This window comes from Erwinia artemisiae, assembly GCF_051400835.1.
GTDB classification, from domain to species: domain Bacteria; phylum Pseudomonadota; class Gammaproteobacteria; order Enterobacterales; family Enterobacteriaceae; genus Erwinia; species Erwinia aeris.
This window is the reverse complement of record NZ_JBLFFM010000001.1, coordinates 352169-376487: the sequence shown is the minus strand read 5'-3', so window position 1 is coordinate 376487 and position 24319 is coordinate 352169. Positions and strand designations below refer to the sequence as shown.

Below are 24319 nucleotides of genomic sequence, written 5' to 3'. Positions count from 1 at the left end.
GTCCTTGCTGCGCCTGTTATTTGTTTTTTTATCCGTTATAAATCCAGCGGGACGATGTTAAAAAATTATTCCCGAAGTTTAACAATATTTTTCATCAGCAGGCGAAACAGCTGCATCCGTCTGCGCATAAAGTTTTTCTCCAGCCTGAGCGTCGGGCCCGTTTCGCCGAAGCGCATCATTACGTCTGCGCCAGGCTGCCAAACCGGCCAGTCGGGTTCGCCTTCGAGCCGGTGAGAAAAGAGGCTGGCGTGGCGGGCAAAATTCAGCCAGTAACCGCTAACCTTTTTAGCAAACTCGCGATCGCCTGCGGTAAAGGGGCGATCGCCCATTTGCGCAGTCAGCTCGTCGAGGGTATTGAGCGTATAGGGGATCTCATTGCCGTGCCAGGTTCCGTCAGGATAAAGGTCGCGCGAATTTTCTGATACGTAATCGAAGTAGTAGCGCCAGACAGGGATACCTTTGCGGGCGTGGGAGAGCGCGGCGATATAGCCCATGGCGGTAAAAGTCATATCACGCGCCACCTGCCTGCCGAGCTTGTCGTCATCATACAGGCCGTCGTACAGCAGGCGGATCATTTTCATACGCAATCCCAGGCGCTGCGTGGCGCGCAGCTGCCGGATAATCAGCGCGGGATCGACCCCAAAATAGCTGAGGACGCTGGCCTCATCGCTGTTGCTGCCGATCATTAACGGCAGTTTGTGCTGGGCGGCGTTGTTAAAGACTTTCAGCATGGGTACGGGTAAAACCCGATCGCCCGCTATCGCCACCGGGCCGTTAGCCAGCGAACTCTCCAGCGGCCAGAAGGCGTCGGCAGGCAGCGCGCGCAGCTGCTCCGCCGTGGCGTGCGGCAAATCAAAATGGCGGGCCAGCTTTTCGCCGTTTGCCAACGCCTTTTCGCGCGGTAGATCGGGCAGCGCATAGGGGCTTTGCGCGATGCCTTTATGGAACAATCCAACCGAAAGCGGCGAGGAAAAAAGCGAAAGCACGCTGCGCGCGCCGGATGATTCTCCGAAGATCGTTACGTTATGCGGATTGCCGCCGAAGGCAGCGATATTACGCTGTATCCATTGCAAAGCAGCGATTTGATCCAGCAGCGCAAAATTATTGACGACTTCGCCCGGCGCATACTCTTTATCCAGCGCCGGATGCGCAAAAAATCCCAGATGACCCAGCCGATAGTTAAGGGTAACCACCACCACGCCCTGCGAGGCCAGCGGCTGGCCGATATAGGGCGCCAGGCCTGCCGCGCCAATGGTAAAACCGCCGCCGTGGATCCAGACCATGACCGGCATTGGGCCCGCCGGCTCCGTTTCCGGCGTCCAGACGTTCAGATAGAGACAATCCTCACTGAACGCGCCCGGATCGCCGCCGCCCACCGCCGTGCAATATTGCCGGTTCTGCCAGCTGGCCGCCCCCCATGCCGTGGCGTCACGCTCTCCCTGCCATGGCGTTACCGGCTTCGGCGATCGCCAGCGATACTCGCCGACAGGCGGCGCGGCATAAGGTATGCCCCTGAAAACAAAAACGTCCTTATCCAGACTGCCGCACAGGGTCCCTTCTGCCGTCCTTATCCTTATCAAGCGTTCGTTTTTCATTGCTGCGTCCTGAGTAATCTGCTGACTATTATTTGCAAGCGCCACGGCAAAGTCCAACGGGTGACCTCATTTACAGAAAATGCTTACGGTTCCTTAACATTTGGATCATGCTCTTCCAATTTTTCTGATTATTAATCAAATGATTATTATTTATCGAACCGTTCAGTTCATGCTGTAATTTGCAGTCTGCTAATCAACAGAACCGGGAAATCAATGTCGTTCTTTTGCAGGGCGTAAGGGGATATTTACAGCCAAAGTCAGCTCAAGCCGCGCCATTTCCGACACGGTTTGATAACGAAATGACGACGGCGGGCTGAAAGCTATTACCGCATCGTTTCCGACACGGTTTGATAACGAAATGACGCTGGCTGGCTGAAAGCTATTACCGCGCCGTTTCCGACACGGTTTGATAACGAAATGACGCTGGCTGGCTGAAAGCTATTACCGCATCGTTTCCGACACGGCTTTGACAACGAAATGACGACGGCTGGCCGGAAACTATTCTTCGCTACGCTGGTGGCCGAAGCGGTATTTCGCCAGCAGCATCAGCGAGGTCAGCACCGCCGGAATAGCCAGGCTGGAGAAAACTTCCGTAATATGCCAGCCCATCGCCAGCATCTGCGCGCCGGCAAAGGCGCTGAGAATAGCGCCCATGCGCCCTACGCCGTGCATCCAGCTGGAGCCGGTCGCGCGGGCGTGGGTAGGATAATAGCTGGCCGACAGCGCGTTCATGCCGGTATTAGCACCGTTAAGGCAGAAACCGCTGCAAAAAGCGACCAGGCTCAGGATTAGCGTATTTGCCGGCGCGTAGCCAATCGCTACCGTCGCGATAGCGCCGGTAAAGTAGATGGCGGCCAGCGCCAGGTTGGCGTTAAAGCGATCCATCATCCAGCCGGCAAACAGCGAGCCAACGGTGCCGCCGGCCTGATACATGGCGGTCACCAGCGCGGCCTGCGTAACCGTCATGCCCATATCTTTCACCAGCGAAGGTAGCCAGCTGCCGATCAGATAGACCAGAAACAGCCCCATAAAGTAGCTGCCCCACAGCAGCACACTGCCGGAGAGATAAGGTCGCGTCAGCACCAGCTTCACCGCGCCCTCGCGCTGCGCTTTTTCCGCCATGGCGAACTGGCTTCCCTGCTGTACCTGGCCCGGCGCCATTTTTTCAACTATCTGCCGGATACGCTCTACGGGCGCCTGCCGCGACAGCAAAAAGCGCACCGATTCCGGTAACCATTTCAGCAACAGCGGCACGATCAGCAGCGGCAGCAGCCCGCCCAGAATCAGCACGGCGTGCCAGCCGTAATGAGGGATCAGCCAGGACGCAGCAAAGCCGCCGCCCGCCGCGCCGAAGGTAAAGCCGCAGAACACCACGGTAATAATGAAAGCGCGCTTGCGCTCGGGAGAGTATTCCGCCACCAGCGTGCCGACGTTGGGCATGGCCGCGCCCAGCCCAAGGCCGGTAAGAAAGCGGAACAGCATCATCTGATCGGCGTTATGCGAAAAGGCGGTCGCCAGCGTCCACAGGCCAAAGAAAAAAACGCTGCTGATAATGATGACGCGACGGCCAAAGCGATCGGCTAGCGGGCCGGCAAACAGGGCACCCAGCGCCAGGCCGATCAGCGCGGCGCTGATGATAGCGCCCAGCTGCTGCGTGGTGACGCCCCAGGAAACCTTAAGCGCCGGCGCGATAAAGCCCATCAGGGCGATATCCATGCCGTCCATCGCCACCACCGCAAAACAGAGAGCGATAATACGCTGCTGATAGCGACTGACGCTGCCTTCGTTGATCAGGGTGCGGACATCTGTCGCAACAATACTCTCCACGTTAGCGCTCCATGGCCAGCGGTGTGCAAAGCGGCTGGCGTCGGTTCCGAAAAAAAGTGTTGGCTATCATAACGGATTGTTATCGATTTCACCCGGTGAATTACCCGTTTGCGTAGCAATTTCCCCGAAAAAAGCAAGCATCCGCAAGGAAAAAAAGGGCTTTTATCAGTAAAGGTGATGAGGCTATTGCCTCCGGGCGGCGAAAAGTGATGGAAAAACGCCCTTATGTTAATGAAATTTTGCAATAAGGTTAACAGTATTCCAACGCGCCGCTTGCCTGCCCGCCACCTTGCTGTCTACGCTGCAGTTATGGAAAAAAATTACCTGTTTAATCAGCGCATTCGTCTGCGCCATCTGCATACTTTTGTCGCCGTGGCGCAGCAAGGCACGCTGGGGCGCGCCGCCGAGGTGCTGTCGCTTAGCCAGCCTGCGCTGTCAAAAACACTGAACGAGCTGGAAGAGATGGCCGGGGCCAGGCTATTTGAGCGAGGCCGTCTTGGCGCGCAGCTGACCACGGCGGGCGAGCAGTTTCTGACCCATGCGGTGCGGATTCTGGATGCGCTTAACCATGCCGGTCAGTCGCTCAGCCCGGTGGCCGCGCGCGATCCGGCCGTGCTGCGCATCGGCGTGTTAACCACGGTAGCGCTGGGGATGCTGCCTTCAATTCTGGAACGCTTTCACCAGCAGCAGCCCAGAACACTGGTTCAGGTCGCTACGCTGCACAACAACGTGCTGCTTGCCGGACTGAGAGCGGGCGAATTTGAAGTAGGCATTGGCCGCATGGCCGAAACGGAGATGATGACCGGCCTGACCTACGAGCTGTTGTTTCTGGAGTCTTTGCGGCTGGTGGTAAGGCCCGAACACCCACTATTAAGTGACAACGTCACGCTGTCGCGGGCGCTTAACTGGCCCGTAGTGATTTCACCGGAGGGCACCGCGCCGCGCCGTATCGCCGATGCGATGCTGAAAGATCACGGCTGCCGCCTGCCGGATGCGGTAGTGGAAACCTCTGCAACCTCGCTCGCCCGTCAGCTGGCGCTTCGCTATAACTATGTCTGGTTCGTGCCTTCCGGCGCGATCAAGGACGACCTGCTGCATAATGCGCTGGCCGCGCTGCCCGTCGCCTCACATGGGCCGGGCGAACCGGTCGGCATTATTACCCGTACCGGCGCGCCCCTTAGCCGCAGCGCCGAAGTGCTGATGGCGACCATCCGTAAATCCCACTCCGGCTAGCGGCTGCGCTTGGCGTGCCGTTCGCGGTTGTCCAGGCGCGCCTGCTCGCTTTTACGTAGCCCCACATAGCAGGCGCCGTTGCCGCCGTGCTGCGGCTGAGCGCTGCAAAACGTCTGCACCTGATCAAACTGTTGTAGCCAGCGCGCCAGATAGCTGCGGACGATATTGGCGTGCGATTCGTCCTCTTTGCCTTTGCCATGCACGATCAGCAGATTGCGGTAATTTTCGCGCTCCGCCTGCAGCATAAAGCTGTAAAGCGACTGACGGCAGATTTCCACCGGCTGACGCAGCAGATTAAGACTGGCATCGACCTGATATTTGCCCAACCGCAGCTTATCCAGCACGCCCTGCTGGATCCCCTCCGCTTTGTATTCCAACGGCGTTTCCCGGGGGATAACGGTCAAAAAGCCACTGGTCAGCGGATTATCCAGCTGCTGCTCTTCCTGGCGCTGGCGAGGCGATTTCGTCGAAGGGGATTTTAACCAAAGAATGTTGCTGCAATCCTTGAGCGGCGTAACGTCTTCCATCGCGTCTTTAAACAGGTCTTCATCATTAAAGCTCATGATACAGGTTCCCCGGTGGCCACGATTAAGGATAGTGTAATGGTATCCTCACCGGGCCGCTCTGGCAAAACTTCAGGCGGACGCCGCCAGCGCATAACGTGCGCTCGCCTCGTCGGTGACCAGCCCGCTGATCCAACCGCCCCTTAGCACGGCGGCTATCGCCCGATGCTTTTCGCTGCCTCCCGCAAAAGCGACGATATTGCGTTGGGTATGGGCCGTCAGCCGCACGCTGGTCAAACGGCTGTCCAGAGCGGTTGCCGCTCTTTCGCCTTCCTCACCGATAAAATGGCCAAGCATCTCTGCGGCCACCCGATCCGCCAACAGCGTGGTCACTTCATCGTCGCTGATAAAGCCATCCGCGTTCAGCGGGCAGTCCGGCGAAACCTGACCAATGCCGACAAACATAATATCCGCCTGGGCGGCCTTCTCCGTAACGGTGCGGTAGATGCGATGATTGCACCACAAATCGCGATCGTCGACGCTGTCGGCATACAGCGGCGCGGGCAGGATAAAATAGCGTCCCTGCGTTTTTTCCGCCATCCACAGCGGCACATCATAACGGGTGCAGGAGCCGTCACTGGCGATAGCGCCGATCAACGAAACGCAGCTGTGCTGCGGCCTGTCCAGCTCTGGCAGCTCGTTGATAGTGGCCCGCAGGGTTCTTCCCGATCCTACCGCGACAATTTGCGGCCGCTCGCTTTTCAGCGTTTGCGCCATCACTTCCGCACCCGCTACGGCAATCATCTGCTGTAAGCCGCCGCCTTCCACATTGCCAGACGGCACTACCTGACAAAACGCCAGGCTGAATTTTTCCTGTAGCTGCTGCGCCAGCGTCATGCAGTCGGCCACGGCATGATTGACGCTGACGCTCACCAGCCCCTGTTCTGACGCCAGCGCCACCAGCCGCTGCGCTACCTGACGCGATACGCCAAGTTTTTCAGCGATATCCTGCTGGGTTTCTCCCGCCACGTAATACATCCAGGCTGCTCTGGCCGCCAGATCCAGCTTTTTGTCGTGCTTGCTCATTGTGATATCCCACTCCTTAAGCCCAATCCGAATAATTGCCCGATTGACGGGCAAAAGCAAATTTTGTGATCGCTCCCGCAGACCGTTGGTAAAAAATTCACCAGGCTGTAACGCAACTAAGCAAAAGCTCAACACAAGAGCAAAAGCCCATTTACAGGAGAGAATGATGACCGCTGCTTCCCCCTCTGTCTGGTTACATATCGGCGCCGGTTCTTTTCATCGCGCCCATCAGGCCTGGTATCTGCATCGTCTGTTGCAGCAGGACGGCCCGCGCTGGGAAATCGCGCTCAGCAATATTCGCGATGATGCCGTGCCCTTGCTGAATGCCCTGACGCAGCAAAACGGCGAATACGTGCTGGAAACGGTCACCCCAACAGGCGAACGTCAGTATGAGAAAATTACCTCAATCAAACATATCGTCCCGTGGGACGCCGGGCTAACGGCTATGGTTGCGCGAGGCGCAGACGCCGCCACGAAAGTGATCGCCTTTACCGTCACCGAGAGCGGCTACTACCTGGACAGCGACCACCGTCTCGATCCGCGTCACCCTGATATTACCGCAGATTTGCAGGGCGAAGCGCGCACGCTTTATGGCGCGTTACGCCGCGTTTTGCAGGCGCGAATGCAGGCGCACGGTCAGCCGGTTACGCTGTTAAACTGCGATAATCTGCGGCATAACGGCGAGCGTTTCCGTGAGGGCTTTCTCGCTTTTCTGCGTTTATGTCACGACGATGCGCTGCTGGCGTGGGTAACGGAGCAGACGACCTCGCCCAATACGATGGTGGATCGCATTACTCCGCGCCCGACGGCGGATATCGCCCCGCGCGTGCTGGAAGCGACCGGTTTTGCCGACAGCGCACCGGTTATGGGCGAAGCCTTTATTCAATGGGTGGTTGAAGATAACTTTGCCGCCGGACGACCTGCACTGGAGAAGGTCGGCGTGACCCTGGTCGACTCCGTTCTGCCGTGGGAAGAGGCGAAAATCCGCATTCTTAACGCCAGCCACAGCTGCATCGCCTGGGCAGGGACGCTGGTCGGACAGGACTTTATTCACCAGAGCACGCAGACCCAGGCGATCAAAGAGATGGCCTGGGAGTATGTGACCCAGGACGTTATTCCCTCGCTGTCGCCCAGCCCGCTTGAGCTGGAAGCATACCGCGACGTAGTGTTGGCCCGCTTTGCCAATCCTTATATCCGCGATACCAACCAGCGAGTCGCGGCGGACGGCCTGTCAAAAATCCCGGGATTTATTACGCCGACCCTGACGGAATGCTACGCCCGTGGCGAAACGCCTCGCGCGACGGCGGTGCTGCCCGCGCTCTTCTTCCTGTTTTTACAGCGCTGGCATCGCGGCGAGCTTCCTTATGTCTATCAGGATGGCGCGCTGGAAGCTGAAAGCTGGCACCGCATCATGGCAAGCCCGGACGCGCTCGCACGTTTTGCCGCCGACGAGGCGCTGTTTGGCCCGCTTGCCCACGATACCGCCTTTGCCACGCTGCTGGCGGAGACGGTTGCCACGCTCGATGAATGGGCCAAAGTCCCTCAACCGGTGAACGAGTAAGGAGTCGGTAATGTATCTCGGGATCGATCTTGGCACCTCTGAAATCAAAACGCTGGTTATTGATGCCGCAGGCGAAATCGTGACCGCCAGCGGTGTAAAACTGGACGTACAGCGGCCGCAGCCCCACTACGCGGAGCAGGATCCGCACAGCTGGTGGCTGGCGCTGGAGCAGGCCATTGACGAGCTGCGCCAGCAGGCTGGTGCTCGCTGGCAGCAAATCCGCGCCATCGGGCTTTCCGGCCAGATGCATGGCGCGGTGCTGCTGGACAGGGAAAATCAGGTATTGCGCCCGTGCATATTATGGAACGACACGCGTAGCGCAGCCGAGTGCGAGGAGCTGACGCAACGGGCTGCCGACCTGCACAGCGTGGCGGGCAATTTAGCGATGCCCGGTTTTACCGCGCCGAAGCTGCTGTGGGTCGCCCGCCATGAACCCGAGATTTTTTCTCGCATCGCCAGCGTTCTGCTGCCTAAGGACTATCTGCGCTGGCAGATGTGCGGTGAAAAGATCAGCGATATGTCCGATGCCGCCGGTACGCTGTGGCTGGATATCGCCAGGCGCGACTGGTCGGACGCCCTGCTGGCGGCCTGCGGGCTGAACCGCGATCAGATGCCGCGGCTGACGGAGGGATCGCAGCCCGGCGGCAGGCTACAGGCTGATGTCGCGCGGCGCTGGGGCTTGCAGGAAGGTATAGTGATTGCGGGCGGCGGTGGCGATAACGCGGCCAGCGCGGTCGGGCTGGGGGCGATCGAACCCGGCGACGCTTTTATTTCCCTTGGCACCTCCGGCGTGCTGTTTGCGGTCAACGATCGTTTTCGTCCCGCGCCCGCCTCGGCCGTACACGCTTTTTGCCATGCCTTGCCCGATCGCTGGCACCAGATGAGCGTCATGCTGACGGCGGCCTCCAGCCTGCGCTGGCTGTGCGATCTGCTGAACGCCACCGAAACCGATCTGCTGGCCGAGGTGGCGGCGCTAAGCGAGACGGTTCAGCGCAGCGCCCCGCTCTTTTTGCCCTACCTTTCCGGTGAACGCACGCCGCATAACGATCCGCAGGCCACCGGCGCTTTTCATGGTCTGACCCATGCCACTAACCGTGCAGCGCTGGCCTATAGCGTGCTGGAGGGCGTCGCCTTCGGCATTGCCGACGGCCTACAGGCGTTGCGGGCGGCGGGCACCGAGCTGGAAAGCTGTTCGTTGACCGGCGGCGGCGCGCGAAGCGGGTTCTGGGCGCAGCTGATTGCGGATACGCTGGATCTGCCGATAGTTACCCATCAGGGCGGCGAAGCGGGCGGCGCATTGGGCGCGGCGCGTCTGGGCTGGCTGGCCGACGGCGGCGATCCGGCCGAGGTCTGCCGTAAACCTGCCGTGCTGCGGCGCTATCTGCCCAATGCGCTTCGTCATCATCATTTGCAAAGGCGGCTCGACCACTTCCGCCTGCTCTACCAACAGCAGCGCGATGCTCGCGCATCCGGTTTCTGAACACTGATGCGGACGCCTCAGGCGTCCGTCACCTGCACGCCTGAGAGGAAATATGATGAAATCAGCCAATAACTGGTTCGGCCTCCCCTTGTCGTTAATATGGGGTTATATCGCCATCGCCGTCTTTATGAGCGGGGACGGCTTTGAAATGGCTTTCCTGTCGAAGCACATTACCGATCTCGGCTTTTCGCCCGCGCAGTCTGCGCTGGTGTTCACGGTTTACGGCGGCGCAGCGGCGCTGGCGGCCTGGAGCTCCGGCGTAGTCGCGGAGATCATTACGCCGCAGCGCGCAATGCGTATCGGTTTTCTGCTGTGGGTAGTGATGCATATTCTGTTTATGACGCTGGGCCTGGGGCTGCGCAACTATCCGCTGATGCTGCTGTTCTACGGCATTCGCGGTCTTGCCTATCCGCTGTTCATTTATTCGTTTGTGATGCTGATTGTGCAGAACGTGCCTAAACACCAGCTCTCTTCCGCCATGGGCTGGTTTTGGGCGATGTATTCCATCGGCATCGGCTGCGTCGGCAGCTATCTGCCCAGCTTTACCATTCCCTGGCTCGGTGAAACCGGCACCCTGTGGTTTGCTATAGCCTGGGTAGCGGCTGGCGGGCTGATGGCGATGACTCTGCTGCGCAAGGTCGGCGGCGAGAGCGAGAAAGCCAATCTTTCCCCACGTGAAAAACTGACCGAGCTGTCGCGGGCCGTGACCATTCTCTTCACTAACCGCAACATCTTCCTGGCCTGCCTGATCCGCATTATCAATACGCTGTCGCTGTTTGGCTTTGCAGTGATTATGCCGATGCTGTTCGTCGGGCGCCTGGGCTTTACCATGTCGGAATGGCTGCAAATCTGGGCGGTATTCTTTTTCGTTACCATCTTCACCAATATTATGTGGGGCGTGCTGGGCGAATATATCGGCTGGATCCGTCAGGTGCGCTGGTTTGGCTGCCTGGGCTGCGCGATTTCCAGCCTGGCCTTCTATTACCTGCCGGTGACCTTTGGTCATAACTTCTGGATGGCGCTGGTGCCCGCCGTCATGCTGGGCATTACCGTCGCGGCGTTTGTGCCGATGACGGCGGTATTTCCCGTGCTGGAGCCGAAGCATAAAGGTGCGGCGATCTCCATCTACAACCTCTCCGCTGGCCTGAGCAATTTTCTTGCGCCCGCCATCGCCTCGCTGGTACTGCCCTTTTTTGATATCAAGGGCGTGGTCTGGACCTACACCGCGCTTTACCTGTTAGCCGGGGTGCTGACGTTGATTATTCAGGTAGAACAACCCTCCAGAAAAAGCGCCAAAAACAACCTTAATAACTACGGTTCAACGGCCGCTACGCCCGATAAAACGTAGGTTTGGCTTTTGGCACTTTTTTAAACGGGACGTCACCAAAAGTGACGTCCCTGTTTTTTATGTGGCTAAAAAGGCCTGGATGAGTTCCCTTTGCTGAGCAAAAAATGTTAAAATTGACCTCAATCAATAATCACTCGAGCCAACACTATGATCCCGGAAAAACGTGTTATCAACAGACGTATCCAGTCTGGCGGTTGTGCGATTCACTGTCAGGATTGCAGCATCAGCCAGCTCTGTATTCCTTTCACGCTGAACGAGCACGAACTCGATCAGCTGGATAACATCATTGAGCGCAAAAAGCCTATTCAGAAAGGGCAAACGCTGTTCAAAGCCGGTGACGAACTGAAGTCGCTGTACGCCATTCGTTCCGGGACCATCAAAAGCTATACCATTACCGAACAGGGCGACGAGCAGATCACCGGCTTTCACCTGGCGGGCGACCTGGTAGGCTTCGACGCCATCAGCGGCGGTCAGCACCCCAGCTTTTCTCAGGCGCTGGAAACCGCTATGGTCTGCGAAATTCCTTTTGAAACCCTGGACGATCTGTCTGGCAAAATGCCCAGCCTGCGTCAGCAGATGATGCGGCTGATGAGCGGCGAGATTAAGGGCGATCAGGAGATGATCCTGCTACTGTCGAAGAAAAATGCGGAAGAGCGTCTTGCCGCCTTTATCTATGGCCTTTCCCGCCGCTTCGGCGAGCGCGGCTTCTCCCAGCGCGAATTCCGTCTGACCATGACCCGTGGCGATATCGGCAACTACCTCGGCCTGACGGTTGAAACCATCAGCCGCCTGCTGGGCCGCTTTCAGAAAAGCGGTATGCTGGCGGTGAAAGGTAAATATATCACTATCGAAAATCATGAGGTGCTGTCGCAGCTGGCTGGTCAAAGCCGCGCGATTGCCTGATGCTATGCCGGACTGGTTCGAGCCAGTCCGGCTGCTTTTTTTCGCCTGGTGACCCAGTGCGCTAATCCATCTGTTTTTCCATTCTGTGACCCGGTGCGTTAATCCTGCTGATTTTCCATTCTCTGGCCCGGTGCGTTAATCCGCCTGTTTTTCCATTGTCTGGCCCGGTGCGCTAATCCGGCCGGTTTTTCATTCTCTGGCCTGGTGCGTTAATCCGCCTGTTTTTCCATTGTCTGGCCCGGTGCGCTGACCTGGCAGTTTTGTCCATCCTGCCGCTTTCTTTCGGGGTCTGACGCTCCGTGGAACGAAAACTCAAGCCAGGAGATTATGGTAAGCCAGGATAAGCAAAAAGATCCTTATTAGATCCTTTTGCTTGTGAAAACCTTAGCTGTTTATATGGCTCTGAATTGGGCTTATGACGAATTTCAATCGCAGTCAATTATTTTATTATTCCGACAAACCCATTTCGACCGTTTCAAGAGATTTAAGCATATAGGGGGTGAAATCTACTTCTTTCCCGTCGACGAGTTTGAGCATCGATCTTGAACCGCAGAAAGCAGAATAGCTCTGGTTTTGTATCAGGCAGAATGACATTTTTTTCTTCACCCCTTTCTTTTTTTCCTCCAGGGGAATATTGCGGTTTACTATCGCATAGCCACGGGCATTGACGGACCGGATATTATACAGATCCAGAGGCTGCAGCTCACTCAGGCTTTTAATGCCATAAACTTCAAGGGAACGTTGTGTACTTTCCCTGCTCAGGGCGTACTTTTTCTTTTTCCACTGTCCTGTTTTTTTATCAAGGTAGATCCTTTCAGGCAGGACCTGTCCCGGTCCGTATCCGTTGCTGATGACATCTACAGCATACAGACAAAGCCATGGGCTGGGACCTGATGGTGGATATTTATTATGCTCAGCTGGGTAGAATAATTTTAATGAAACAATTCCACAGCCTGTATCCGCCAGGTAGTCATATCGATGTAATGTTTTTTGGTAAAAAGGCAGAGCACTGAATTTGTCTGGAGTAGTAATCTCGGGGGTTATTTCTCCTGAGGAAAAAAACGGGATTGCCATCAGCAGTAATAATTTTTTCATCAGCCTTTCCTTAGCTGGTCTGATTCGGGTTTTTCGTTGACCGGGTTGTTATGGCTGTCCGGGAATTTCTGCTCGGTGAGGACGGCTATCGCGCTGCCGTAGACGCAGCAGCGGGTATCAAAGCCATTCAGCCCCTGATAGTGTTCGTTATCGATCTGACCCGGCAGGTTAACGGCGGCGCTGGCCTGCCAGAAGGCCTGGCTGCGATAGTAAATCTTTATCCCGCTCCGCCGGGGAGTGACGCTGCACCGCTCCAGCACATGTTCGGCATCAGCGTAGGGGGCCATACTCATTGAAACCCAGTAAAATCCGGCGCTGCTGGCCGCCTCATAGAGGTCGCTGCTGACGTTATTCCGCCACCGGATAATGTTCTCCGGGACGTGGTTTTCGGTATCAGACAGGTGATTGTCGGTGTAGCGAAGTGGGCGGTGGGCATACAGACGACGGTATTCATTTATCAGGGCGTTCCTGATATTTTCCGGGCAGGTTCGCCCCCTGAAGCTGAAATAATTAAAGTAGTTTTCAGGGTTAGTCAGCTGTAACAGGCCGCGCCCGTACCACGGGTAGTACCAGATGTTGTAGCGTCGAATGACCTGACGCGTGCGCGGGTCTGTTTCCGTATAGCGATACCCTTCCTCCATCGACCCCAGCCAGCCCGTTTCCTGAATGCCGTTTCCCAGGAAACAGGCGATGCGCAGCGGGGTGGTTATCAGGTATTTCTGCATTGCCCTGTTTATGTGCGTGCGGATGTTGTCCGCGACGCTGCCGGCGCCGTCCCGGTAGGTGATGGCCTCCCAGCGGTAGTCATTCCGGCCGGCCATTCTTAACAGGTTCCGGGGAACAAGCTGCTTCAGCTCTGACTTGCTGAGCCAGCAGCACTTGCGGAAATGGGCAATAAAAGCCGTCGGATGAAAATGCCACATCCGACCAGTACCGAGTTCTCCTGTGTCAAAGCACAGCGCTGAGGCATGACTTTTCAGCCGGGCATAGTCCTCATCAGACATGGCAGGAACATCGTCAGAGCCGGTTCTGAGCCAGGCATAGCGCGGGTCAAAGGTGGCGGCATTCCACTCCACCGGAAAATGGCAGACCAGACGGCTGCTCGGGTCGCTGAGGCGCCCGCTTTCCTGTAATGCGGCGATAAGAGGGGAATTACACTGGCTGTTGTTGTCCGTGTCATCGTCCACTATCCCCCACCCCGTCCAGTGCGGGAAGTCGGCATCGCTGAATTTTTTGATGTCAGGGGAGGCCAGATTGACCATGCCCGTTCCGCCGGGGAAGCTGACGGTACGCCACAGCGTGGCATCAGCGGGCGTCAGGGTTTCATGTCCGGTACTGATGACCCGCCCGAAACGGAGCAGTTCGAACCCGGCAGACGGATTCTGCGGGTACAGTCTACGGGCTGTCCGGTACAGACTGTATTCATACGGAATTTCATCATCAGCTACGGCATCGGTGTTGACCAATGGCTCCCCCACAGAGTCGAAAAGTGCCGCCGCAGTAGCGCTCTGTCTGCGGGTGACCATCGTACAGTCGCCTTTTTCGAAGGTCATGCTGACGTACAACGGTTCTGTGCTGGTATGGACAAAATTAAGGTGGTCTGTGACCGGTGAGCTTGCGTCAGGCACATGGTCATAAAACTGTGTGCCTGACGGTAAATAAAAATGGATATCGCCGTAAACCGTGTCGGTTCTGCCGTCACGGGTGATATCGAGTTCGGGCGTGGTGCGCCCGGTCAGCTTCAGCATGTTTTCGTTGTCACAGAACACCTCAAAGTGAAAAGCATTCACGTTATCCACCGTACCGCTCTGCCCGATGCGGTCCTTGCGCCAGACTCTTGCGCCGGCCCTGATTGACGGGTCCAGCCGGTCCATGAGATGCATGTACAGGGAGTAATACACGACGCTACAGTTTTCACCGATATCGGTCTGATGCTTCAGCAGCACGTACCCGTCATTGGTTCTGCCATCATAATTCAGCGGGAATGCATCGCGTTTGTCTGTGGAAGACGGAGAACGAAAAGAAACAACCTCCCCGTCCGCAATGGCGCGGACGAACTCAATGCGGTCGTAGCCTTCCTCGCGGCGGTCGGTGTGGAGAACATGCACACCACCGTGCCATGACGCATGCCGGTTGAGCGGGAAATCCCGGTTTATATCCACGGGCATCATTCTGTTGACCCATGACGGATCGCTTTCTCCGGCGTTCCGGGGGCGAACAAACGGCGGGCTGATTATCATGCTGACTCCCTGTCGGGTCTGAAATTTAAGAGGTCGCAGGGTAACGCACTTTTATTTATACAAACGTTGATGACGGACAGGGAAAGCGGCAAATCATTATGCTTCGCTCAGAATTTTATAGACTGTTGAGCGGGCAATATTCAGTCGGCGGGCTATTTCTGATGCATCCAAGCCTTCCTGCCGTAGAGCCAGCACCTGTTCCGGGTTGAGTGTTCGCTTGCGGCCAAAGCATATGGCTTTCAGCTTTGCCGCCTGTCTGCCTTCGTTTGTACGTTCCAGAATTCTCTGTCTTTCGGCTTGGGCTACAGCCGACAGAATAGTGACTACCATGTTTCCCAGAAACGAATGAGCAAACAGGTCAGTGATCTACTCCCGACTGTGGATTTGACAGAGCTGTTGCTCGAAATCAACGCCCATACCGGATTTGCTGATGAGTTTTTCCACGCCAGTGAAGCCAGCGTCAGAGTTGACGATCTCTCCGTCAGCAACAGCGCCGTACTAATGGCCGAGGCCTTCAATATCGTCCTGGAACCCCTGATATGATCATATGATCCTGCCCTGACCCAACACCGACTGAACTGGAAAAAAGCAAACTACCTTCGGGCTGAAACTATCACCAGTGCGAATGCCAGGCTGGTTGATTTTCAGGCAACACTGGCGCAGGTCTGGGGTGGTGGCGAAGTGGCCTCTGCAGGCGGAATGCACTTTGTTACGCCGGTCAAAACAATCAATGCCGGACCGAACCGCAAATACTTTGGCCATAACAGGAGGATCACCTGATACAACTTTATGTCCGATCAGTATTCCGGCTTTCATGGCATCGTTATACCGGGGACGCTGAGGGACTCGATCTTTGTGCTGGAAGGCCTTCTGGAACAGGAAACAGGGCTGAATCCCACCGAAATTATGACCGATACCGCAGGGGCCAGCGATCTCGTCTTTGGTCTTTTCTGGCTGCTGGGATACCCGTTTTCCCCGCGCCTGGCTGATGCCGGTGCTTCGGTTTTCTGGCGCATGGACAATGACGCCGATTATGGCGTACTGAATGATATTGCCAGAGGGCAGTCAGATCCCCAAAAAATAGTCCTTCAGTGGGACGAAATGATCCGGGCCGCAGGCTCTCTGAAACTGGGCAAGGTACAGGCTTCGGTGCTGGTCCGTTCATTACTGAAAAGTGGACGCCCCTTCGGACTAACTCGGGCAATCATTGAAGTGGGACGCATTAACAAAACGCTGTATCTGCTTAATTATATTGATGATGAAGATTATCGCAGGCGCATCCTGACTCAACTTAACCGTGGAGAAAGCCGCCATGCCGTTGCCAGAGCTATCTGTCACGGTCAGAAAGGTGAGATAAGAAAGTGATATACCGACGGTCAGGAAGATCAACCAGGAGCATGGGGCTAGTCACTAACGCTGTCGTGTTATGGAATACTATTTATATGCAGGCAGCCCTGGATCATCTCCGGGCACAGGGGAAAACCCTGAATGATAAAGATATTGCACGCCTCTCACCGCTTTGCTTTGCCACGGACATATCAATATGCCCGGCCATTATGGCAAAACTGGTGACAAAAGGGCATCTGCGGCCATTAAAAGAGGCGTCAGAGGAAGACAATATTGTTTAACGTGAGTTTTCGTTCCACTGAGCGTCAGACCCATTTTCCGTCTTTTCACTCGCCCTTCACTATGCTGTCATAGCCCCCGTTTAGCCGTTTTCGCGCGGTGGAAAAGCGGGCAGACGACCGTACCAGCCGCTTTTAGCGATCCTTTTGTTATAATATTGATCTGGCTATAACTTTTTCTTTCTTTCCCGACGTTGATTGGGCTATCTTTTAAGCTAACCAGCGTATGGAGGACCCGTTATGGCTAAGTACCAAAACATTCTCGTGGCGATCGACGCGCAACAGGACGACCAGCCAGCGCTGCGCCGTGCTGTCTATCTTAATCAGCGCCTCGGTGGTCAGATCACGGCTTTTCTGCCTATCTATGATTTTTCTTACGAAATGACGACGCTGCTGTCGCCCGACGAGCGCGTCACCATGCGCAAAGGGGTGATCAGCCAGCGCACCGAATGGATCCGCGAGCAGGCAAAAGCCTATCTGGCCGCGGGCGTGAACATTGATATCAAGGTGGTCTGGCATAACCGCCCCTACGAGGCGATTATTCAGGAAGTGCTGGACGGCGGCTACGATCTGCTGCTGAAGATGGCACATCAGCACGACCGACTTCAGTCGGTGGTGTTTACGCCTACCGACTGGCACCTGCTGCGCAAGTGTCCCTGCCCGGTATGGATGGTAAAAGACCAGCCCTGGCCGGAAGGCGGCAAGGCGGTAGTGGCGGTAAATCTCGCCAGCGAAGAGCCACATCACGACCCGTTGAATACTCAACTGGTCAAAGAGACGCTGGAGCTGGCGAAACAGGTCAACCATACCGAAGTCCATCTGGTTGGCGCCTATCCTGTTACCCCGGTAAATATCGCCATTGAGCTGCCCGACTTCGATCCCAGCGTTTACAACGATGCGATCCGTGGTCAGCACCTGCTGGCGATGAAGGCATTACGGCAAAGCTTCAGCATCGACGAAAAGTTTACTCATGTAGCAAAAGGCCTGCCGGAAGAAGTGATCCCGGACCTGGCGGATCGGCTGGACGCTGGCGTGGTGGTGCTTGGCACTATTGGCCGCACCGGACTGTCAGCGGCTTTCCTGGGCAATACGGCGGAGCAGGTTATCGATCATCTGCGTTGCGATCTGCTGGCGATCAAGCCGGAAGGCTTCGTATCGCCGATCGAACTGGATGATGACGAAGACGACTGATCGTTAGTCAAAAAAGAGGCCGGGGAACTCCCCGGCCTCTTACCTTCAGCGCCTGTTACAGCGCTTTCAGAATGGCATCCACCGTGGCTTTCGCATCACCAAACAGCATCTGGGTGTTGTCACGAAAGAACAGCGGGTTCTGCACGCCGGCATAGCCGGTGTTCATGGAACGCTTAAAGACCACCACGTTCTGCGCTTTCCACACTTCCAGCACCGGCATCCCCGCGATTGGGCTGCGCGGATCTTCCTGCGCCGCCGGGTTGACGGTATCGTTGGCGCCAATCACCAGCACGGTATCCGTTTCGCTGAAGTCGTCGTTGATTTCATCCATTTCCAGCACGATATCGTAAGGCACCCGCGCCTCGGCCAGCAGCACGTTCATATGGCCCGGCAGACGTCCGGCGACCGGATGAATGCCAAAGCGCACCTTAATGCCCTGCGCACGCAGCTTCTCGGTGATTTCCGCTACGGGATACTGCGCCTGCGCTACCGCCATCCCGTAGCCTGGGGTGATGATCACGCTGCGCGAGTTTTTCAGCAGTTCCGCCGTTCCCTGCACGTCAATTTCGCGGTACTCGCCCGCCTCCTCGCCTTCGCCGGTCGAGCTGCTGTCGGTGCCGAAACCGCCTGCGATAACGCTGATAAAGGAGCGGTTCATCGCCTTACACATAATGTAAGAGAGAATGGCGCCGCTTGAACCGACCAGCGCGCCGGTCACGATCAGCAGGTCGTTGCTGAGCATAAAGCCCGCCGCCGCCGCCGCCCAGCCCGAATAGGAGTTGAGCATAGATACCACGACCGGCATATCCGCGCCGCCGATGGAAGCCACCAGATGCCAGCCGAACGCCAGCGCAATGATGGTCATCAGCAATAGCGCAAAGCCCTGCCATCCCGTGCTGTCGGTGCGCACAAAGATAATCAGCAGGCAAAGCGATACCACCAGCGCCAGCAGATTAAGCCGGTGCCGGTGCGGCAGCGCCAGCGGCCGGGAAGAGAGTTTCCCGCACAGCTTGCCCCAGGCGACCAGCGAACCGGTGAAGGTCACCGCGCCGATAAAGATACCGATAAAGACCTCAGTGAGATGAATGTTCTCTATCACCGCATCCATTCCGGGCGCGTGATAGAGATAGCTGTTAAAGCCCACCAGCACCGCAGCCAGGCCAACGAAGCTGTGCAGCACCGCCACCAGCTCCGGCATTTCGGTCATTTCGACCTTTTTTGCCAGCCGCACGCCAATCGCGCCGCCGATCACCATCGCCAACAGCACCCAGCCGACGCTGCTGCTGTCGGGGCCAAGCAGCGTCGCCAGCAGCGCAATCGCCATGCCGCTGATGCCAAACAGGTTGCCCTGCTTAGCGGTTTCATGCTTCGACAGCCCGGCCAGGCTGCAAATAAAAAGAATTGCGGCAACAATGTATGCTGCAGTCACTAATCCGCCAGACATTGATTACCCCTTAGTTCTTACGAAACATTTTCAGCATGCGCTGAGTCACGGTGAAGCCACCGAAGATATTGATGCTGGCAATCAGCACGGCAATAAAGGAGAAGAAGCTGACCCAGCCGCCGTGCCCCATTTGCAGTACCGCGCCGACCACGATGATGCCGGAGATAGCGTTAGTGACCGACATCAGCGGCGTATGCAGCGCGTGGCTGACGTTCCACACCACGTAGTAACCCACCACGCAGGCGAGCGCGAACACAGTAAAATGGGTCAGGAAGGCGGGCGGCGCAACGTTAGCGAGCCAGCCGAACAGCACGATAGCCAGCGCAAACAGCGCATATTTTCGGAAGGGTGAAGCGGGTTTCGCTTCTGGTTTCTCTGGCGCTTTGGCGGCCGCAGGCGCCGCTTTCGGCGCGGCGGAAACCTGAATCGGCGGCGCAGGCCAGGTGATTTCGCCCTGGCGCACCACGGTTACGCCCCGGATGACCACATCTTCGAAGTCGACAGTAATCTCGCCATTCTTCTCCTTGCAAAGCAGTTTAAGCAGGTTGACGAGGTTGGTGCCGTAAAGCTGTGAGGATTGACCAGGCAGGCGGCCCGGCAGATCGGTATAGCCGATAATTTTCACGCCGTTTTCAGTTGTGGTGACCTGGTCCGCTACGGTCAGCTCACAGTTGCCGCCGGTTTGTGCCGCAAGATCGACAATAACGCTGCCTGGCTTCATGGCAGCCACCATGTCGGCAGTGATCAGTTTCGGTGCAGGTTTGCCGGGGATTAGCGCAGTGGTGACAATGATATCCACTTCCTTCGCCTGCGCGGCGAACAGCGCCATTTCCGCTTTAATAAAGGCCTCTGACATCACTTTCGCATAGCCGTCGCCGCTGCCCGCCTCTTCCTCGAAATCGAGTTCAAGGAATTCCGCGCCCATGCTCTGCACCTGCTCTTTCACTTCCGGGCGGGTATCAAAAGCACGCACGATAGCGCCAAGGCTGCCTGCCGCACCGATGGCCGCCAGCCCGGCGACGCCTGCGCCGATAACCATCACCTTAGCCGGTGGCACTTTGCCTGCGGCGGTGATCTGGCCCGTAAAGAAGCGGCCAAACTCATGCGCGGCCTCGATGATCGCACGATAGCCGGCGATGTTAGCCATCGAGCTGAGCGCATCCAGCGACTGCGCGCGGGAAATACGCGGCACCGCATCCATCGACATCACGGTGACGTTGCGCGCCGCCAGCTTCTCCAGCAGCGCCGGATTTTGCGCGGGCCAGATAAAGCTGACCAGCGTACTGCCCTCACGGGTTTGCGTAATTTCTTCATCCCCGGGCGCGTTGACTTTGAGCACGATATCCGCCTGCCAGACGGCGTCGGTATCGACCAGCGTAGCGCCCGCTGCGGCATAAGCGTCGTCGTCAAAGCTGGCTAACCTGCCTGCGCCCCGCTCCACCGCCACGCTGAAGCCCAGCGCCAGCAGCTGCTCAACCGTTTTGGGCGTGGCGGCGACTCGCGTTTCATTGGGCAACCGCTCTTTGGTAATTCCAATCAGCATAGTATTCCCTTTCATCAGAGGTAAGACGATTTCTTACTGCGGCGGCGCGGCTTAAGCGCCACCTGTTTTACTGCGAACACCTTATAAACTACTGAAAACGGCACGGTCATACCAGCCGTTGCCGTACCGTTTGCCCTTTTTATATCTGAAAAATTCGGCGCAGGCGGCAAAAACGCGATTTTCAGCGCTTATTTCGCGATGTTCCTCGCATAATCTGCTAAGGAAAAGTAACAAAACGGTAAAGAAGCGGCGACAAAAGGTAATATTTAACAGCCAATTAACTGTAATAACGATAGTATTTAGTGGCTTAAGTGGTAAAGCCGTTGGCAAAGGTATTATTTAACATTTTTTTAATATGACCTGCCGCCGCTGCGCTTATCGCGGTGCCGCCTGACTCAAAATGGCTGAGACAGGACGCATTATTACATGCAATAATCGAGAGCTAATCTGTTACACATCAAGAGTCCAGCACGTTTTCGTACTCATTTTTTTTGCGCAAGGCGAAGGATTATTTTTATGAAGCTGAAGATTACTATTCTGGCATCAGCCCTGTTGTCGCTCACCTCACTTTCCGCTTATGCGGCCCAGGAACTGACGCCGGAAAAAGCGGCGGCGCTGAAGCCTTTCGATCGCATCAGCATTACCGGCCGTTTTAATGCCATTAACGAAGCCAACGAGGCGATTTCAAAACGTGCCGACGAGCTGGGCGCGAAAGCTTTTTACGTACAAAGTATTAACGACAGCAACAACAATGGCGGCAACTGGCGCGTGGTGGCGGATATCTATCGCGACGATGCGCAGCCGGCGCCGAAATCGCAGGATCGCGTGATCAATGGCGTGCGCGAGCTGACCAAGTCGGAAGCCTATAAGCTGGAACCCTTTGATACGGTTTCCGTCAGCGGCTTCTACCACAGCCAGCCGGACGTTAACGACGCTATTACCCGAAAAGCGAAAGAGAAAGGCGCGGCTTCGTTCTTTATTATCCGTCAGATCGACGCCAACAGCGGCGGCAATCAGTATATTACCGCCTATGTTTACAAAGCCGATGCGAAAGCGCGCCAGGTGCAGTCTCCGGATCTGATCCCGGCCGATTCTCAGGCAGGTAAAGCTGCCATCGCCGCAGGCGGTACTGCCGCGAAGGCTGTGCAGATCCCCGGCGTCGCCTCTTCCGAAACGCCAAGCAATAAAGTTGGCCGCTTCTTTGAAACGCAGTCCTCTACCGGCGAACGCTATACCGTGAGAACGCCGCAGGGCAAAAGCGTGCAGGAAGTCAACGCCATTACCGCAGCGCAGATGCAGCCGTTCGACAGCGTAACCTTTACCGGCCACTTCGGTACGCCTACGGAGATCTCCGACGCCGTGGGCCGGGCCGCGATTGAGAAAGGCGCCAAGTATTATCATATTACTCGCCAGTGGTCTAACCAGAGCGGCGGCAACCTGACCGTTTCTGCCGACCTGTTTAAGTAAGCGTCAGCAAAGGCGCGCCTGTACGTCTGGCGCGCCTCTCTCAGGCAAAACGCTACAGCGCTCACCGCCGCCCCGCTGCATAACTTCCCGCCATAATTTGCATACTCAATCACTTTTCGCCCTCTTTCGCATTGCATCTCGCTGGGCCACTCCGTAAAATCGCCGCCGGTTTCAGGGGATCTCTTCGGGTTTAGCCGTGCAAAGCGTATAAATTGCGAGCCATTCATCCTGTTATGGTTTTTTATTCTGGTTTTGGGATGCTTTTTTGGACAAAAAATTAGGTCTTACCGCGCTGACGGCGCTGGTACTGAGTTCCATGCTGGGCGCCGGCGTTTTTAGTCTGCCGCAAAATATGGCGTTAGTGGCCGGCCCGGCGGCGCTGCTGACGGGCTGGGCGATCACCGGCGTCGGCATTATTATGCTGTCGCTGGCGCTGCTGCTGCTGACCCGCCTTAAACCCGAGCTGGACGGCGGCATCTATACCTATGCCCGTGCCGGTTTTGGCGAGCTGGTCGGCTTCTGCTCGGCCTGGGGCTACTGGCTGTGCGCGGTTATCGCTAACGTCTCATATCTGGTGATTGTGTTCTCCGCCCTGAGCTTCTTTACCGACTCGCCGGGCCACGTGGTGTTTGGCGATGGCAATACCTGGCAGGCCATGCTGGGCGCTTCGGTGCTGCTCTGGCTGGTGCACTGGCTGGTGCTGCGCGGCGTGCAGACGGCGGCGAGTATTAACCTTGTCGCCACCCTGGGCAAGCTGGTGCCGCTGGGGCTGTTTGTGGTGCTGGCGATAGCGGCCTTCAATCTCGATCGTTTCCGCTTTGATTTTTCAGGTATCGAGCTGGGCGTGCCGGTTTGGGAGCAGGTCAAAAACACCATGCTGATCACGCTGTGGGTGTTTATCGGCGTGGAAGGCGCGGTAGTGGTTTCCGCACGGGCGAGGAACAAAAAAGACGTAGGACGCGCCACGCTGCTGGCGGTAATTGCCGCGCTGGTGGTCTATCTGTTGGTTACGCTGCTTTCTCTTGGCATTGTGCCGCGAGCGGAACTGGCCCAGATGCGTAATCCTTCGATGGCGGGCCTGCTGAACCGCCTGATTGGCTCATGGGGCGATATGGTTATCGCGCTGGGGCTGATCGTCTCGGTTAGCGGCGCCTATCTCAGCTGGACGATTATGGCGGCGGAAGTGCCGATGCTGGCGGCCGGAAACGGCACCTTCCCGCGCTCGCTGGCGAAACAAAACGCGCGCGGCGCGCCCTCTGCCTCGCTTTGGCTGACCAATCTGAGCGTTCAGGGCTGCCTGATCCTGATTTGGCTGACCGGTTCCGATTACAACACGCTGCTGACCATCGCTTCCGAAATGGTGCTGGTGCCCTATCTTCTGGTCGGTGCCTACCTGTTTAAAGTCGCTCGCGCGCAGCAGAAAACGGCGGCGCTGATCGTCGCGTTGGGTGCCAGCGCCTACGGTTTGTGGCTACTGTACGCCTCCGGGCCGCTGCACCTGCTGCTTTCCGTGGTGCTTTATGCGCCCGGGATGCTGCTGTTTATCTGGGCGCGCCGCAACGGCCGGGGAAATGGCTATCTGAATAAACTGGAAAAAATAGCGATGGGCGTACTGATTGCCGGTGCTGCACCGGCAACGTGGATGCTGCTGCGTTAGTGAGAAAAAGCGGGCATGGCGATCGTTAACCGATCGTCATGCTGTTCCAGCGAAAGTGGCTTGACGTACTCTTCGCGGATAGCCTCAAGCTGCTGTTCAGAAAGCGGATAAGGCAGCAGGATTTCAAAGCGTTCAATGTGCTGTTGTTCAGCCAGGGTTATCAATCGGGCGATATTTATCTCATCGCTTACCTGGGTAGAAATGATTTGCAGCGCCAGCGCTTTCAGCCTTTCCGATGGCGGACAGGACTGGTCGGGCGAGTTTTTGGTCACCATGCCGAAAATAGGCATGACGCCGTAAATAGCGTCGACAAAGCTCCAGCGTTTTTTACAGGAAGCCGCGAGAAAATCGATATAGTTCAGGCAGATATGGCAATCCCGTCCCGTTGAAGCCAGCTCTTTATCAGACACCCTTTTCTCCCCTTTCTCCGTTAATCAACGCACCGCGTCGTCAGGCAACAACCCTGTCGAATATAATGACATATTTTACGCCATTTATACTATACATCGAGAGTTATTTAG

At 56.6% G+C, this 24319-nt stretch carries 17 protein-coding genes and 2 pseudogenes; 9 read left to right on the top strand and 10 right to left on the bottom strand.

Annotation, left to right across the window (positions count from 1 at the left end):
• Positions 1–65: 65 nt before the first annotated feature.
• Entirely contained in the window at positions 66–1595 is a 1530-nt protein-coding gene (locus tag ACMGEE_RS01880) for a carboxylesterase/lipase family protein (protein WP_436829570.1), read from the bottom strand.
• Between the two features lie 498 nt (positions 1596–2093).
• Positions 2094–3422, bottom strand: a complete 1329-nt coding sequence (locus tag ACMGEE_RS01875; RefSeq protein ID WP_253453987.1) for an MFS transporter — start codon at positions 3420–3422, stop codon at positions 2094–2096.
• Positions 3423–3731: 309 nt separating this feature from the next.
• Between ACMGEE_RS01875 and ACMGEE_RS01870 the strand changes: the two genes are divergently transcribed.
• Positions 3732–4655: a LysR substrate-binding domain-containing protein gene (locus ACMGEE_RS01870; RefSeq protein ID WP_253453985.1), complete on the top strand. Its 924-nt coding sequence runs from the start codon at positions 3732–3734 to the stop codon at positions 4653–4655.
• Here the strand turns inward: ACMGEE_RS01870 and smrA are convergent.
• Both smrA and ACMGEE_RS01860 read right to left on the bottom strand, forming a co-directional pair.
• A complete protein-coding gene (smrA, locus tag ACMGEE_RS01865; protein WP_301251692.1) occupies positions 4652–5218 on the bottom strand; it encodes a DNA endonuclease SmrA in 567 nt (188 codons plus the stop codon). The genes ACMGEE_RS01870 and smrA overlap by 4 nt on opposite strands.
• A gap of 72 nt (positions 5219–5290) precedes the next feature.
• Positions 5291–6244 carry a sugar-binding transcriptional regulator gene (locus ACMGEE_RS01860; RefSeq protein WP_436829569.1) on the bottom strand — a complete coding sequence of 318 codons (954 nt, stop codon included), beginning with the start codon at positions 6242–6244 and terminating at the stop codon, positions 5291–5293.
• 166 nt (positions 6245–6410) lie between these two features.
• Here ACMGEE_RS01860 and dalD point away from each other — a divergent pair, with 166 nt between their 5' ends.
• From dalD to fnr, 4 genes are all read left to right on the top strand, one after another.
• Positions 6411–7805 carry a D-arabinitol 4-dehydrogenase gene (dalD, locus tag ACMGEE_RS01855; protein WP_301251723.1) on the top strand — a complete coding sequence of 465 codons (1395 nt, stop codon included), beginning with the start codon at positions 6411–6413 and terminating at the stop codon, positions 7803–7805.
• 10 nt (positions 7806–7815) lie between these two features.
• On the top strand, positions 7816–9285 hold the full coding sequence (xylB, locus tag ACMGEE_RS01850) for a xylulokinase (RefSeq protein ID WP_436829568.1): 1470 nt from the start codon (positions 7816–7818) through the stop codon (positions 9283–9285).
• Positions 9286–9340: 55 nt separating this feature from the next.
• Complete coding sequence (locus tag ACMGEE_RS01845; protein ID WP_253453976.1) at positions 9341–10633, top strand: MFS transporter; 1293 nt, start codon at positions 9341–9343, stop codon at positions 10631–10633.
• Between the two features lie 147 nt (positions 10634–10780).
• Positions 10781–11536, top strand: coding sequence for a fumarate/nitrate reduction transcriptional regulator Fnr (fnr, locus tag ACMGEE_RS01840; protein WP_125287641.1), 756 nt, complete (start codon positions 10781–10783; stop codon positions 11534–11536).
• Positions 11537–11983: 447 nt separating this feature from the next.
• Here the strand turns inward: fnr and ACMGEE_RS01835 are convergent, their stop codons facing one another.
• The 3 genes and pseudogenes from ACMGEE_RS01835 to ACMGEE_RS01825 all read right to left on the bottom strand — a co-directional run.
• Positions 11984–12631, bottom strand: coding sequence for a hypothetical protein (locus ACMGEE_RS01835; protein WP_253453975.1), 648 nt, complete (start codon positions 12629–12631; stop codon positions 11984–11986).
• Positions 12631–14871: a M23 family peptidase gene (locus ACMGEE_RS01830; protein WP_436829567.1), complete on the bottom strand. Its 2241-nt coding sequence runs from the start codon at positions 14869–14871 to the stop codon at positions 12631–12633. The genes ACMGEE_RS01835 and ACMGEE_RS01830 overlap by 1 nt, the downstream gene beginning before the upstream one ends.
• Before the next feature lie 96 nt (positions 14872–14967).
• A pseudogene (locus tag ACMGEE_RS01825) lies at positions 14968–15210 on the bottom strand (helix-turn-helix domain-containing protein); the annotation flags it as partial.
• 24 nt (positions 15211–15234) lie between these two features.
• Between ACMGEE_RS01825 and ACMGEE_RS01820 the strand changes: the two are divergent.
• Together ACMGEE_RS01820 and uspE are read left to right on the top strand one after the other, a co-directional pair.
• Positions 15235–16499, top strand: a pseudogene (locus tag ACMGEE_RS01820) (Tn3 family transposase); the annotation flags it as partial.
• 237 nt (positions 16500–16736) lie between these two features.
• Positions 16737–17687, top strand: a complete 951-nt coding sequence (gene uspE, locus ACMGEE_RS01815; RefSeq protein WP_253453971.1) for a universal stress protein UspE — start codon at positions 16737–16739, stop codon at positions 17685–17687.
• Positions 17688–17742: 55 nt separating this feature from the next.
• Here uspE and pntB read toward each other — a convergent pair whose 3' ends face one another.
• On the bottom strand, positions 17743–19131 hold the full coding sequence (gene pntB / locus ACMGEE_RS01810; RefSeq protein WP_301251688.1) for a Re/Si-specific NAD(P)(+) transhydrogenase subunit beta: 1389 nt from the start codon (positions 19129–19131) through the stop codon (positions 17743–17745).
• A gap of 10 nt (positions 19132–19141) precedes the next feature.
• On the bottom strand, positions 19142–20674 hold the full coding sequence (gene pntA / locus ACMGEE_RS01805; protein WP_436829566.1) for a Re/Si-specific NAD(P)(+) transhydrogenase subunit alpha: 1533 nt from the start codon (positions 20672–20674) through the stop codon (positions 19142–19144).
• 516 nt (positions 20675–21190) lie between these two features.
• Here pntA and ydgH point away from each other — a divergent pair.
• Both ydgH and ACMGEE_RS01795 read left to right on the top strand, forming a co-directional pair.
• A complete protein-coding gene (gene ydgH / locus ACMGEE_RS01800; protein ID WP_253453965.1) occupies positions 21191–22141 on the top strand; it encodes a DUF1471 family protein YdgH in 951 nt (316 codons plus the stop codon).
• Between the two features lie 265 nt (positions 22142–22406).
• On the top strand, positions 22407–23798 hold the full coding sequence (locus tag ACMGEE_RS01795) for an amino acid permease (RefSeq protein ID WP_253453963.1): 1392 nt from the start codon (positions 22407–22409) through the stop codon (positions 23796–23798).
• Here the strand turns inward: ACMGEE_RS01795 and ACMGEE_RS01790 are convergent.
• Positions 23795–24208 (bottom strand): hypothetical protein, encoded by a 414-nt coding sequence (locus ACMGEE_RS01790; protein WP_125287647.1) that lies wholly within the window; start codon positions 24206–24208, stop codon positions 23795–23797. The two genes, ACMGEE_RS01795 and ACMGEE_RS01790, sit on opposite strands and share 4 nt — an antisense overlap.
• Positions 24209–24319 lie beyond the last annotated feature (111 nt).

Excerpts from the sequence above, each read along its gene's own strand:
- ACMGEE_RS01880 (WP_436829570.1), bottom strand. The coding sequence starts at position 1,595 with ATGAAAAACGAACGCTTGATAAGGATAAGGACGGCAGAAGGGACCCTG.
- ACMGEE_RS01870 (WP_253453985.1), top strand. The coding sequence starts at position 3,732 with ATGGAAAAAAATTACCTGTTTAATCAGCGCATTCGTCTGCGCCATCTG.
- smrA (WP_301251692.1), bottom strand. The coding sequence starts at position 5,218 with ATGAGCTTTAATGATGAAGACCTGTTTAAAGACGCGATGGAAGACGTT.
- ACMGEE_RS01860 (WP_436829569.1), bottom strand. The coding sequence starts at position 6,244 with ATGAGCAAGCACGACAAAAAGCTGGATCTGGCGGCCAGAGCAGCCTGG.
- dalD (WP_301251723.1), top strand. The coding sequence starts at position 6,411 with ATGACCGCTGCTTCCCCCTCTGTCTGGTTACATATCGGCGCCGGTTCT.
- xylB (WP_436829568.1), top strand. The coding sequence starts at position 7,816 with ATGTATCTCGGGATCGATCTTGGCACCTCTGAAATCAAAACGCTGGTT.
- ACMGEE_RS01845 (WP_253453976.1), top strand. The coding sequence starts at position 9,341 with ATGAAATCAGCCAATAACTGGTTCGGCCTCCCCTTGTCGTTAATATGG.
- fnr (WP_125287641.1), top strand. The coding sequence starts at position 10,781 with ATGATCCCGGAAAAACGTGTTATCAACAGACGTATCCAGTCTGGCGGT.
- ACMGEE_RS01835 (WP_253453975.1), bottom strand. The coding sequence starts at position 12,631 with ATGAAAAAATTATTACTGCTGATGGCAATCCCGTTTTTTTCCTCAGGA.
- ACMGEE_RS01830 (WP_436829567.1), bottom strand. The coding sequence starts at position 14,871 with ATGATAATCAGCCCGCCGTTTGTTCGCCCCCGGAACGCCGGAGAAAGC.
- uspE (WP_253453971.1), top strand. The coding sequence starts at position 16,737 with ATGGCTAAGTACCAAAACATTCTCGTGGCGATCGACGCGCAACAGGAC.
- pntB (WP_301251688.1), bottom strand. The coding sequence starts at position 19,131 with ATGTCTGGCGGATTAGTGACTGCAGCATACATTGTTGCCGCAATTCTT.
- pntA (WP_436829566.1), bottom strand. The coding sequence starts at position 20,674 with ATGCTGATTGGAATTACCAAAGAGCGGTTGCCCAATGAAACGCGAGTC.
- ydgH (WP_253453965.1), top strand. The coding sequence starts at position 21,191 with ATGAAGCTGAAGATTACTATTCTGGCATCAGCCCTGTTGTCGCTCACC.